Below are 12796 nucleotides of genomic sequence, written 5' to 3'. Positions count from 1 at the left end.
GTCATCTGTAGCCGTGGGCAACGGCAAATCGAAAATGCCTGTGGAGTCGAGGCGACGGGGGATCGGGTCACTGATTCTAGTTGGCTGGCTGTGAAGCAGGAAATCTTTGGGGCGACCCAAGGAATCTCCCTGCATACCCGAAACGGGTTGCTGGGAGAGGATGTCAAGGTGTCTCTAATTTGAAGGACTCATGCTTTACCGGTCTATTGGGAGTTATTACCCCAATTAGGGAGTAGCTCTTTAAGGCAACAGCAAAAAATCTTAGCGCCGGTATTGAAGCTATTAAAACCCACTTTCTGCACCACAAGCATACTACAACAGGATTTTTAACGAAGAAAGTACATTGCAGCCTTAGTTGTTGAAATTGATTTTCAACAACTTGTGTAGTATGTATTTTTACTTACGATCTTGATAAAGCTTTCTGCATAAAGTTTTGACAGTTCAGACGAATATACTACATTTTGAAGTGCGGAATGTGGGTTAAAACACCGAGGCTTTCAACCGGGACAGTATCACTTCTTTGAAAACGTGAGTGTCAATAAAGAAGAGCTGGTTCGCGCTCTCAATCTCGGCGTTTATTGGAAACGTCGTTATCGAGGGAAAGGAGGAAAAGAACCTTGGTTATTGCTGACCACTCTCTCAGATGCTCAATTAGTCCGCTAAATTTACAGAGCGCGTTGGGGCATCGAAATGATGTTCCGAGACTGCAAAAGTGGCGGTTACAATCTCGAATCAATGCGGGTCAGTTCTCCGCGACTTTTGGCGCTCATTTTTCTCATGACTTTAGCCTATTTTAGCAACTCGTTCGGGTCTGCGTCTCCTTGAATCTCACGTCCAATCTTATTTGGATCGTTCAGACCTGACCCCTCAAGGTTTTCCTCATCATAGTATTTTCTCCCTTGGATTATCCAGTTATGCTTGCAGTCAATCCCTGCGGCTCTGGAGAGATTGGATGTGGGAACTCATGACTTTGAAGCCTCACAAATCTCTCCATTTTTAACGAGGGCTAGAGGCTCTATCCGTTGTGAGGCAGGGAGTCTAGCTATGTTGTCACCCTCTCAGGTGCGTTTCACAAAACACACCTACGGGGAATCGGGCGCAATTTGAGAAGAACCGCCGCGCATCCTACGATTCGACCGTAAGGTGAATCGATAGTTAGCGGCGGACAACAATGTACTATAATCAAAGTTAGCCAAGTACGGCACTATTGCCCACCCAACAAGAACTCTGGAGTCCTGGGTAGATACAAGACCCGCTTGGCAAGGTACAACTGAACCGGTCAGTCCCGGCATCACCCGATTCATAAATGTAGGGAACGGGCAAAAAGTTGGCATCAGAAATTTCAACCCAAGCCCACAGGCAGAAATGACCTGGGGTGCTGCCAAGGCAGAAGTTCCTGGCAGTAGGCGAGAGCGCCGCCTCCCTCTCTGGTAGAAGGATTGGGAAGCTACGATTCTCTTGCGTAGCCATGAATCGCTAGTCGCGTTCACGATAGTGGAAAAGAGAGAGAAACATTATTTTTTCTCCCCCTTTCCCCCTCTCCCTTGCTCCCCCTCTCCCTTGCTCCCCCTCCAAAATCAAGCCGTAGCCGCTTGCTTCTCAGACTCTGGCTTCGCCGAACCTTGCGTTCCCAGTTGAATGAGTTCGATTTTATAACCCGTGGGATCTTCAACAAACGCGATGACTGTCGAACCGTGTTTCATCGGCCCCGGTTCCCGTACGACTTTCCCGCCTCGGTCTTTAATTGCGTCGCAAGTCTTATAAATATCGTCTACACCGAGGGCGATGTGACCGTAACCGTCGCCGATGTCGTAGCTGTCAACCCCCCAGTTATAGGTCAGTTCGATAACCGAGTGGTCGGATTCGTCTCCGTAACCGACGAACGCCAACGTAAACTCACCGCCGGGATAGTCTTTCTGACGCAGGAGTTTCATTCCCAATACGTCGCAGTAAAACTTAAGAGACTCTTCGAGGTTTCCGACTCGGAGCATCGTGTGTAATAGTCGCATGGGTTTTCAATTCCGTCAGATTGCGTTTTTTTTAGAGTAACGCGATCGCATGGCGATCGGTTCGCAACAACAGTTAACGACGGCGACCTCGATCGCGAGCTTCGTCGCTGTCGGCGAGATCCTGACGGATGCGATCGAGACTCCAACCGTCGATGAGCCGTTCGCGGTAGTGACGCAACCCGTCGCGATCGGCGTCTCGCCCTAGAATTTCCCGATACATTTGACGGATGCGATCGCGAGCTTCCTCACTGCGGGCTAAATCTTCCCGAATTTCGCTCAAGGCCATTCCGCGTTCTAATTCCCTGGCGTACTCGCGCAACCCTCTCGAATCTGCGTCGCGTCCCAACACCTCTTGATAGAGTCGGTTCACCGCAGCCCGAGCGCGACTCGACGTATAATCGTCGTCGTCGTCATCGATATACCGTCCCAAACCTCGAGCGTCGCGAGTTCGCGCCCCGTCGAGGCGAATTCCCCGTAACTCGGCGTTGCGAAAATCCGCCCCGCGCACGTCTGCATCGCGTAGGTTCGCATCCCGTAGGTTCGCACCCCGTAGGTTGGCGTCTTCCAAGTTTGCGCCTCGTAAATCAGCCTCTCGCAAATCGGCGTTGCGTAAATCGGCCTCTTCCAAATTCGCCCGGCGCAAGTCGCAGCGGACGCAATTTCCCGTTCGGTAGAGGCGATCGAGGTCGTCATAATCGACGGCTCGAGCGGGAAGTTCCCAGAAAAACACCGTCATCAGAGCGGCGATCGCGCCATATTTCTGTATTCTCATAGCGATCGATTCCTCACGTCTTTTAATACTTAGCTTAATCTTTTAGACGTTTTCGGGACGCAGGAGTTTCGCCCGAGTGGGGAGAGACGAGCTTGGGCGATCGCGCCATCGAACGGCATAATGCTAAAGCTATGACCCGACCGTCTCGATCGCAACCCAAGAAATCGCGCCGACGCGACAAATTTAAAGCCCGTTACACTGGAAAATGGCAAACGATCGCCCGCCAAACCCGAGAACTCGCCCGCGATCGTTGCGTTCTCAATCCCTTTCACAAAGCCGAAGCCGTCCACCATCTCCGCTATCGCGACTTCCGAGGTAAAATCGCCGGACGGGAAATTCCCGGTTGGGATGTGGTTCCCCTGTGTCGCCGCTGTCACGGCTCGGTTCACCGAAAACAACAGTGGTACAGCGACAAACGTAACCCTGCTTCCCACAACCGCCAACGCTGGCGATTTCTCTGGGATTTGCGCTTTCGGTTTTGGTTGTGGGTAGTCGTCTCCCGCATCTGGTGGATGGTTGGCTTAGCGGTTGCAGTGGCGGTGTGGTGGATATTGTTTTGACGTTCTCCCGACACTTCTCCAGTCGCAATTTATCGTAAATTTCTCAGAATTCTCCGTGTCCTCTGTGTCTCTGTGGTGAATTGCCTACAATACAATTGCTCTCCAACACCACGAATCGATTCGACTCAAACACCGAGCAGCGATCGAGCTGCGATTGTAACGCTGCCATTTGCCCCGCTTTCACCGATTCAAACACGTCTGCGACTGCTCGAACTAGCGGATCGTCCTTCATTTTCGACTCTTCAATTTTTTCGAGCCAATAATTTTGTTCTAAATACGCTTCCGAAAAATCGTTTTTGGCAACTACCCAATAATCGATATCGTACGATTTTACGATCTTTTGAATAAAATATAAATCCGAACTATAATGAGCGCGAATGAGGTCGATCGCTCGTTTCTTGATAATTTCATAATAGCCACGATGATAGGGAATTGCATATTCCATTCCCACCAAAATCGAACGTTGAGAAAACGTTGGGATATTATTCACTTCTCCATCAATTCCTGCCACGACACTATCTTTCGGCGTCGTCTTTAAAAAATCGTACAACTCCACTTCAGCCACTTCGTGATAGGCGGTTCGGAAGGAATCTGACAGCCAGATCGGAGAGGCGAGAACTGAAAAAAGCAAAGCGACGGAGATCGTTTGCCCCAAAATTCGATAAACTCCCTTAAATTGAAGCGATAGCCGCCAAATTTCTTGAACTAAAATAACGATGGTAATTCCCGAGGCGATGGCGAACAAAACACGAAAACTATGGTGAGTATATCGACTAGGAAGATGCAGTTTAAACAAAAATAAGTGTGCTAATAAAAACCACGACAATGCAGAAACAAACAATTGCAGCAATACTTGAGATTGGTGCAGTTTCCTAGCATCAAAAAATTGTTTTTTGAATTTCAAAAGTACGGGTAGTAACGCTCCAATCCACAACGCTAACGGCGTTCGTCCCGGCAACAAACCACTGCGATCGCCACTCAACCAAAAATAGAAACTATCCGCATAAAAAAACGCACTGCGCCCCTTCGGATAAAAATCTGCCAACTGCTGCGCCTGTTGCAACGTAACGACCGGGCCGAACTCGTTCGTCGCGAACACGAACGGTAACAGAACCAAAACCGCCGCCATACAGCCGACGAGGGCGAGGGCGATCGCAGACCGACGAAGGCGAAACCGAGGAAACTCGACGCCGTACAACGCCAAAACTCCCGCTTCCACGAGGACGTATTGCGGGTAAAACAACCCAGTGGCGACAACAGAAAGCGCGACGCTCCAAGTTTTTCGCCGCAGCAGAAAATATAAAAATGCCGTCAACAACGGATAAACAAACGCTCTCGGCGTTCCCGACACCAAATCGTCCTTCATCCACAGACTGAGGTTGAAAATTATAGCCGTACAGAATCCCGCCCAAGGTACGGGAAACAACTGTACCGTCGCGCCGAACGCAAACACCGTAGCGACGACCGCTAAAATCGGCGGTAAGAGTTTGTTGAAACTGAACGGATCGAGTCCCAACATCGACGCGGCACGGTACAATGCCGTATATCCAGCCGGGGCAACCGATTGAAAATAATCAGCGATGAGATCGTTGGGGAACAAGTCGCGATCGCTAAATCGCTGCATCCAAAAAACGTGCTGTCGCGCGTCGTCTTGAACCACATAAGCCCCGATCCCTTCGCGCACGACGACCGACGCCATCGCCAGGGATGCCACCACGCTCAAACTCAACCACAGCAACCTTTTTCGACGCAACCCTGACCACATAGGCGATCGATTTTCCACTCTTCACTCTTCACTCTTCCCTGAAGACGCCCCCTCTCCCCCTCTCGTCTGCGATCGCGTTTCGAGGCGAACCAACCACACCATCAAGGCAATCACCCCTAACTGTAGAGCGAAATTGGGCAAATCCGAACTCAGGTCGCGCCCCGTCAGCGAACGCGCCAAGAATACCACCGCCCCGATAACTCCCGACGCAGCGAAGGCGAAGTACACGAACAGGCGAAAACCCCGATAGGGGGCTTTAGCCTCGGCAACCAAACGCTGATATTTTTCTTCACTGAGGTTGCGAGCGGCACGAGGGCGCTTTCCCGTCGGTTCGGACGTTCGATCGCTCATTATTTAAATTCTTTAACTCAAAAAAGACATTCGTTGTTATTTTATCGAGATTCCCGATAAACTTGAATTTATCTTAAATGTCCGTCGAACGTCGAACTTGACGTTAGCTCCCTCGGCGGGAAGCCCCGCGCTGTATGCAAAGCATCAGCGGCGGCCGGGATAGCCGAGTCCTCGGTTTTGGGTAAAATAAACAGTAATAGCTAAACCGTCTAAATGACACTTCAAGCGTTTCGATACCGCTTTTATCCCACTCCTGAGCAAGAGTCCCTCTTGCGGCGGACGGTAGGGTGCGTGCGGCTCGTCTACAACAAAGCGTTGGCCGCGAGATCGCAGGCGTGGAAAGAGCGACAGGAGAAAGTGGGATATCGCGAAACCTCGAAGATGTTGACGAAATGGAAAAAAGAAGAGGAGTTGCAGTTTCTTGGTGAAGTCTCGGCTGTCCCGCTTCAAGAAGGATTGCGCTATCTCGATAAGGGATATGCCAACTTTTTCGCCGGACGCACTCAGTATCCCCGTTTCAAGAAGAAACGGAATGGGGGGAGTGCTTCTTTCACTAGATCGGCATTTCGTTGGCGAGACGGTTCTCTGTATTTGGCAAAATGTCAAGTTCCGCTCGACATCCGATGGAGTCGTCAACTCCCTAAAGGAGCGGAACCCTCTACCGTCACGGTACGACTCTCTCCCTCGGGACGTTGGCACATCTCTATCTTGGTAGATGACAATACCATCAAACCGCTTCCCCAGTCCGAGAAAAGTATCGGTGTCGATTTGGGTATCACTCATCTTGCCATCACTTCCGACGGTGAAAAAGTGGAGAATCCCCGCCATTTGACGAAGCACTACAGACGCTTGAGACGCGCCCAGAAAGCCTTGTCTCGCAAGATGAAGGGATCTCGAAATCGAGATAAAGCGCGTTGTAAGGTTGCCAAAATTCACGAACAAATTAAAGATTCTCGGAGCGACTACCTGCACAAACTGACAACCCGCTTGGTGCGCGAAAACCAAACCATCGTGGTGGAAGACTTGTCGGTGAAGGGGATGGTGAGAAATCACAAACTTGCCAAACACATCTGTGATTGTGCGTGGGGAGAGTTGGTTAACCAACTGGACTATAAATGCCAGTGGTACGGACGAACTCTCGTCAAGGTAGATAAATGGTTTCCGAGCAGTAAACTGTGTTCGAGTTGCGGACACAAAGCTGATTCGATGCCGTTGAGTGTCAGAGAGTGGACTTGTCCGAAATGTAGGACGGTTCACGATCGGGACATCAATGCCGCAAAGAATCTCTTGGCGGTGGGACACACCGTTACAGCCTGTGGAGCGAGTGTAAGACTTGAAAGACATCGTTCTGGAGAGCAACTGCGAAAAACCCCTGAGCGCACCGCCCTGAGCTTGTCGAAGGGTAGTCGAAGGGGAAAGAAGCAGGAACCTAAATCGTGAGGTTTAGGAATCCCGCGCTATACGCGAAGCCTTAGCGCCGGGAGGATGTCAATAAACTGTTATTGTATTCATCCGTTTTTCGAGTATTTCGAGAGGTTCCTGTCGTGCAATTGCAAAGAGTGGCTGTTAAGCGCGTCACGGGCGCGTATGCCTTAATTGATAGTTTAAAGCGCCACGGCGTTCGACATATTTTCGGCTATCCCGGTGGTGCGATCCTTCCCATTTACGACGAACTCTACCGCTTTGAAGCGGCAGGGGAAATACAACATATTCTGGTGCGCCACGAACAAGGTGCCGCCCACGCCGCCGACGGTTACGCCCGCGCCACGGGTCAAGTGGGGGTCTGCTTCGGAACCTCGGGGCCGGGTGCGACCAACCTGGTGACGGGGATTGCTACCGCCCACATGGACTCGATTCCGATGGTGGTCGTCACCGGACAAGTGCCGCGCAACGCCATCGGCACCGATGCCTTCCAAGAAACTGATATTTTTGGCATTACGCTGCCCGTCGTCAAACATTCTTACGTGGTGCGCGACCCGGCCGATATGGCGCGGATCGTAGCCGAAGCCTTCCACATCGCCAGTACGGGTCGTCCCGGGCCGGTGTTGATCGACGTGCCGAAAGACGTGGGACTGGCCGAGTGCGATTACGTTCCCATCGAACCCGGTTCGTTGAAGTTGCCGGGATATCGCCCCACCGTCAAGGGCAACCCCCGTCAGATCGAACAGGCGATCGCCCTGATTCGCAATGCCGAACGCCCCTTGATGTACGTTGGCGGTGGCGCGATCGCTGCCGGGGCCCACGCCGAACTGTTGGAACTGGCCGAATATTTCCAAATTCCCGTCACCACGACGTTAATGGGGAAAGGAGCCTTCGACGAACAGCACCCCTTGTCTGTGGGAATGTTGGGAATGCACGGCACGGCTTACGCGAACTTTGCCGTGAGCGAGTGCGACTTGTTGCTGGCCATCGGCGCTCGCTTCGACGATCGCGTCACCGGAAAACTCGACGAGTTCGCCTCCCGCGCCCAAGTCGTTCACATCGACATCGACCCGGCTGAAGTGGGTAAAAACCGCGCCCCCAACGTGCCGATCGTCGGAGACGTGCGCCAAGTGCTGCTGGATGTGTTGCGCCGCCTCAAAGAGTTGGGCGTGGCCGGCGATCCCAGTCAAACTCAAGCCTGGCGCGATCGCATCGACCGATGGCGCTCCGATTATCCCCTGACCGTGCCTCGTTACGACGACATTCTCGCCCCGCAAGAGGTTATCGTCGAACTCGCCTGTCAAGCACCGGATGCCTACTACACGACCGACGTGGGACAACATCAAATGTGGGCGGCGCAGTTCCTCAAAAACGGTCCCCGTCAGTGGATTTCCAGCGCGGGGTTGGGGACGATGGGATACGGCGTTCCGGCTGCGATGGGCGCGAAAGTGGCCTTACCCGACCGTGAAGTCATTTGCATTAGCGGTGACGGCAGCTTCCAAATGAACCTGCAAGAACTCGGGACTATCGCTCAATACGGTATTAACGTGAAGACCGTAATTATCAACAACGGTTGGCAGGGCATGGTGCGTCAGTGGCAGCAAACCTTCTACGAAGAGCGCTATTCGTCTTCTAATTTAGAAGTGGGAATGCCCGATATCGAGTTGCTGTGCCGTGCCTACGGTCTCAAGGGCATCACGATCGAGCATCGCGACGAACTCGAAGGCGCGATCGCGGAAATGTTGGCTCACGACGGCCCGGTGGTTCTCGACGTTCGCGTTCACAAAACGGAAAACTGCTATCCGATGGTGGCACCGGGTAAGAACAACTCGCAAATGTTGGGATTGCCCGAACGAACAGTTCTCGATCGAGCGGTCGAGTTGATGTACTGCCCCCACTGCGGCGCGAAAAACGCTTCGACCAACCACTTCTGTCCTGAATGCGGTACGAAGTTGTAGGGTAGCAGGGGAGAGGGGGAGGTTTTACCGTCACCCGTCACCCGTCACCCGTGAGAAGATGATGGGATGAGGAGAATTCCCACTCTTCCCTTTTCACCTCTGCAACAAAGAGCCGAAGACGTACAATCAAAAACGTCGAATTGTGTTGAATTATAGGGACGGCGAATGCTTAGGCGGATCGTACAGGCGATAGCGAACTTTTTTCGGCGGCTGTTCGGGGGAAGCGCTCCTCAACAGGCAGACCGTGACGCCCTCGGTCAAACGCCTTTGAGCGATGCGGAATGCGAGTTTTATTTCTTGCAGCTTCTCGACGGTGTCAGTCAAGGATGGGATCGGGTGAAGATCGATCGCTTCTTTGACGCACTGGCCGATCGCGCGTCGGAAGATCGCTGGATGGCGTGGTTGCGCCAGTTCGGAAACGCTCGGACTCAGGACGAAACGCCTCAAGCGGAGTTGGGGCGTCGGATGGTGCAGTTGAGCGATCGCAGTTCTCGACCCGTCGCGTTGTTGGCGGGAAACATCGGACACCAGTTGCTCGCCCGTTCCAGCGAACCCGAGCGATCCGATCGCTCGGAGGAGGTTTCCCCAGACGCTCGAGTGACGACGCCTTCCCCTACACCCGCCACGCGGGGAGAATCTCCGGACGAGGAAGCTCGCCGCTGGATCTCTCGTGGAAAAGAGCAGTTAAAAGGCGATCGCTTCGATGCTGCTTTGCTGGCCTTCGATCGCGCGTTGGCGTTAGATAACAACCTGATTCGCGCCTGGATCGGTCGCGGCGACGCCCTGGCCGAACTCAAACGCTCGTCCGAAGCCCTGGCCGCCTACGAAAAGGCAGCGGCGCTCGATCCGGGAAATGCCGATGTCTGGGGACATTTGGGAGATCTGCAACAGGAGCTAAAACAGCTCGAAGCCGCCCTTGCCAGTTGGGATAAAGCTTTAGAACTCAATCCGAAAGATATTCAAACGTGGATTAACAAAGGTGTGGCGTTGGGATTGGATTTAGGACGTTGGGAGGAGGCGCTGGCCGCCTGGGATAAGGCGCTCGATCTCGATCGCAACGACGCTCAAATTTGGTTCCGTCGCGGCGTGGCCTTCGGGGCGATGGAACGATGGGACGAAGCGGTTGAAAGTTGGGACCAAGCCCTCGAACTCGATCCCTATTTCCGCGATGCGTGGATTAATAAGGGAGTCGCTCTGCAAAAGTTAGGCCGCTACGAAGAGGCGATCGAATCCAACAATCGCGCCCTCGGGTTGGATGCGGCCGAAACCGACGCCCCTCCAGCCGAACCGACGAAGGTGAAGGAATCGGAAACCCCAGCGGCGGCCGACGATCCCGAGCGAGTCGATACGTTATATCGCCAAGCCCTCCAGCAGTACGATGCGGGAAACCTTCACGCCGCGTTGAAATTCCTCGATCGCGCCCTCGACGCCGATGCCGATCGCCTCGAGGTTTGGCAGCAACGCAGCCGTATTTTACGGGAGTTGGGGCAGTTCGACGAGACCGTGACCAGTTGCGATCGCGGCTTGGAAAAATATCCGAACGATTTGCTGCTGCTGTGGACGCGCACCTTAGCTCTGCAACAACTGCAACGGTGGGAAGATGCCAACGCCGGTTGGGATAAAGTGTTGGAACTGCAACCGTCGGCGAAAGATGCCTGGATTCACAAAGGCATTGCCTTGGAGAAACTCGGTCGCTACAGTGAGGCGATCGAAGCGAACAAACGGGCGATGTAGCGCTCTAATACCACATAACAACAAAAAAGTCAATAGTATTTTCCCATAAAATCTCGATCGCGAGCTTACTGGGGGGTTTGCTCGGCCTGTTGTTGAGCCACGCGACTGTTTTGGCGGTACACTTCAACGCGATCGGCCGCCGTCGTATAGCGAGGGTCGTCTGAGGGAACCTGTGCCATCAAATCCGCCGCTCGTTGCCATTTCGCCGCCAAATCGAGCCATTCAGCCCGAGTCGCCGCCGTTTGACCGTCGATCGAGGCTTGCTCGGCCAGACGAACCGCTTGCGTAAACGGATCGGGCGGTGCGGGAACTGTCGGCGACGGTGTAGGCGTTGGGGAAGTCGTTTCAGGAGGATCTGAGGCGGTCGATCGCGTCCGCTGGTACAGCCAGTTCAACCCGAACACGAGGAGCAAGCTCACCACGAAGCCAAAAATCAAGCCTTGTTGCAGGCGATCGCGCGGTCGCGTCGGCATCGAAACGGGAAGCTTTTTCGGAAGCGCCACTTTTCGGCGTCCTCGAGTCGATTTCAGACTGTCAACAAGCTGTGCGATCGGATTCGGTCGGCGTAACACGAGCTGTTGCGACCACAAGAGCTGGTTTTCCGGGTCGCGTTCGATCTCCTCGAGCCAGAGCAGTTGTTCTTCGCGGGCGATGCGACAATTGAGGTTGACTCGGCGAATGTTGCGCGGTGAAATTTCTTCGAGGAGAGTGCGAACTTGTTCGACGACCTCCTCTCGTTCGAGGCAATCGGCGTTCGGAGATTCGCATAAGAGCTGTAGCCATCCGTCCGCAAACACCGCCCGCGTTCGCAGGCCAGACTCCGTCAGGTTGTCGTTGAGAACCTGTACGATCGCTGCAATACTACCTTGGCGGGCTTGTTGGACGATGTTATCGGCCGGGTCGACTCGATGAGACTGCCGAACGAACGGATCTTTCACACCGACTTCCTCAGTACTCTAGCTCAGTGACTCACTTCAGTTACAAGGATAGACGCTTTGGGGCGCGATCGCATGAAGTTAGGGTCGGCGACAGCGAACCCGACAGCGGTTGAGCCAATATGTAACGCAGCTTTACAATAATGATGAAGTTGAGAGTGCCGTTTGCCCGAACCCTCTGTTCCCGCACCGGCCCGATCGATCGCCTATCTGTTTGTTTCGGAGACTTAAATTTTTAGCTATGTTTCTCAAATCGACAACACGCCACATTCGTATTTTCACCGCCGAAATTGAAGAAAAAGACTTGGTTCCGAACAATAACGTTTTAACCCTCGATGTCGATCCTGATAACGAATTGGTCTGGAACGACGAGGCGTTAAACGCCGTGTACAAGAAGTTTGAGGAACTCGTGGCGTCCTACGACGGCGAAGAGTTGACCGAATACAACCTCCGACGCATCGGCTCGGATTTAGAACATTTCGTGCGATCGATGCTCTTTAAGGGTCAAGTCAGCTACAACCTCAACAACCGCGTCAACAACTACAGTTACGGTTTGCCCCGCGTGGACGAAAACGAAAACAAACTCTTGGGAGCTTAAGAGTTCCTGTGGGGGCGGTGCGCCTCTTTCAGGGAAGAGTTAAGAGTGTAGAGTGAAAAGTTACAGAGGAATTCCCACTCTGCACTGTAAAACACGTACCCTACGATAACTGCTCGCTGTTGACTGTAAAAGCGGTGCGTGACGCGGTGATATTCCATTAACCGGATTTCGGCCACCTTTTGGCGCCCGCGTCACAGCACCCTACGATTTCTCATCTCATCATCTTCTCATCACCCCATTTGAGAACCAGCGGACGAAATGTCTACTCTCTTCTGACGCACTGACGATCGCGCCGCTATGGTAAAAGCAAATCGTAGATGGGGGAGTTAGCATCCCGTGACTTCGGAAAAATTTCGCCGCCAACTGCGCCAAGAAGCCGAGCAGTGGTGGAAAGACGGGACGATCGACGCCGAACTATACGGTAAGCTGTCCGATCGCTATCGGTTTTCAGAACTCGAATCAGAAGCTCGCAGTCGCTTCACGACCATCCTCATCGGCTTGGGGGGCATCCTCCTGGGTTTGGGGGTTATCAGTTTCGTCGCCGCCAACTGGATGGTGTGGTCGCGCGAGGTCAAGCTGACACTCTTACTAACGCTGTTCGTCGTCATCAACGCCGTGGGGTTTTACCTGTGGCGATCGCGCGATCGCGGTGGAACGCAAAAACTCGGTGCGGCCTTGCTGCTCTTCGGGGG

The 12796-nt window shown here is 53.2% G+C and carries 12 protein-coding genes and 1 pseudogene; 8 read left to right on the top strand and 5 right to left on the bottom strand.

The genetic code is table 11. From position 1 onward, the window contains the following. Together POG22_RS03855 and POG22_RS03850 are read left to right on the top strand one after the other, a co-directional pair. A pseudogene (locus POG22_RS03855) lies at positions 1-183 on the top strand (RNA-guided endonuclease TnpB family protein); the annotation flags it as partial. A gap of 507 nt (positions 184-690) precedes the next feature. Continuing rightward, positions 691-825 (top strand): hypothetical protein, encoded by a 135-nt coding sequence (locus POG22_RS03850; RefSeq protein ID WP_498903746.1) that lies wholly within the window; start codon positions 691-693, stop codon positions 823-825. 752 nt (positions 826-1577) lie between these two features. Here the strand turns inward: POG22_RS03850 and gloA are convergent. Both gloA and POG22_RS03840 read right to left on the bottom strand, forming a co-directional pair. Next, entirely contained in the window at positions 1578-2009 is a 432-nt protein-coding gene (gene gloA, locus POG22_RS03845; RefSeq protein ID WP_498903744.1) for a lactoylglutathione lyase, read from the bottom strand. Positions 2010-2082: 73 nt separating this feature from the next. Further along, positions 2083-2781 carry a pentapeptide repeat-containing protein gene (locus POG22_RS03840; RefSeq protein ID WP_498903742.1) on the bottom strand — a complete coding sequence of 233 codons (699 nt, stop codon included), beginning with the start codon at positions 2779-2781 and terminating at the stop codon, positions 2083-2085. A 131-nt stretch (positions 2782-2912) separates the two neighbouring features. Here POG22_RS03840 and POG22_RS03835 point away from each other — a divergent pair, with 131 nt between their 5' ends. Next, positions 2913-3341, top strand: a complete 429-nt coding sequence (locus tag POG22_RS03835; RefSeq protein ID WP_063719037.1) for a hypothetical protein — start codon at positions 2913-2915, stop codon at positions 3339-3341. 43 nt (positions 3342-3384) lie between these two features. Here the strand turns inward: POG22_RS03835 and POG22_RS03830 are convergent, their stop codons facing one another. Both POG22_RS03830 and POG22_RS03825 read right to left on the bottom strand, forming a co-directional pair. Continuing rightward, the gene (locus POG22_RS03830) at positions 3385-5106 is read right to left on the bottom strand and encodes a glycosyltransferase family protein (RefSeq protein ID WP_498903740.1); all 1722 of its coding nucleotides are present in this window, start codon (positions 5104-5106) and stop codon (positions 3385-3387) included. 21 nt (positions 5107-5127) lie between these two features. Further along, a complete protein-coding gene (locus tag POG22_RS03825) occupies positions 5128-5457 on the bottom strand; it encodes a DUF3493 domain-containing protein (protein WP_498903738.1) in 330 nt (109 codons plus the stop codon). A gap of 213 nt (positions 5458-5670) precedes the next feature. Here POG22_RS03825 and POG22_RS03820 point away from each other — a divergent pair, with 213 nt between their 5' ends. From POG22_RS03820 to POG22_RS03810, 3 genes are all read left to right on the top strand, one after another. Continuing rightward, positions 5671-6897, top strand: coding sequence for an RNA-guided endonuclease InsQ/TnpB family protein (locus POG22_RS03820; protein WP_498903736.1), 1227 nt, complete (start codon positions 5671-5673; stop codon positions 6895-6897). Between the two features lie 104 nt (positions 6898-7001). Further along, complete coding sequence (gene ilvB / locus POG22_RS03815) at positions 7002-8837, top strand: biosynthetic-type acetolactate synthase large subunit (RefSeq protein WP_063719033.1); 1836 nt, start codon at positions 7002-7004, stop codon at positions 8835-8837. Positions 8838-9002: 165 nt separating this feature from the next. Beyond that, positions 9003-10571, top strand: a complete 1569-nt coding sequence (locus POG22_RS03810) for a tetratricopeptide repeat protein (RefSeq protein ID WP_498903733.1) — start codon at positions 9003-9005, stop codon at positions 10569-10571. Positions 10572-10636: 65 nt separating this feature from the next. Here the strand turns inward: POG22_RS03810 and POG22_RS03805 are convergent, their stop codons facing one another. Beyond that, on the bottom strand, positions 10637-11509 hold the full coding sequence (locus POG22_RS03805; RefSeq protein ID WP_498903731.1) for a hypothetical protein: 873 nt from the start codon (positions 11507-11509) through the stop codon (positions 10637-10639). 238 nt (positions 11510-11747) lie between these two features. Between POG22_RS03805 and POG22_RS03800 the strand changes: the two genes are divergently transcribed. Both POG22_RS03800 and POG22_RS03795 read left to right on the top strand, forming a co-directional pair. Continuing rightward, a complete protein-coding gene (locus tag POG22_RS03800) occupies positions 11748-12104 on the top strand; it encodes an NAD(P)H-quinone oxidoreductase subunit M (protein WP_063719030.1) in 357 nt (118 codons plus the stop codon). 336 nt (positions 12105-12440) lie between these two features. Further along, a partial coding sequence (locus tag POG22_RS03795; RefSeq protein ID WP_498903729.1) for a DUF2157 domain-containing protein occupies positions 12441-12796 on the top strand: 356 nt, incomplete at its 3' end.

The sequence above is a fragment of the Geitlerinema sp. CS-897 genome (genome assembly GCF_028368005.1).
Classification (GTDB): domain Bacteria; phylum Cyanobacteriota; class Cyanobacteriia; order Cyanobacteriales; family Geitlerinemataceae; genus Baaleninema; species Baaleninema simplex.
Note: the sequence above shows the minus strand (reverse complement) of the source record. Positions and strands in the feature narration are given on the sequence as shown.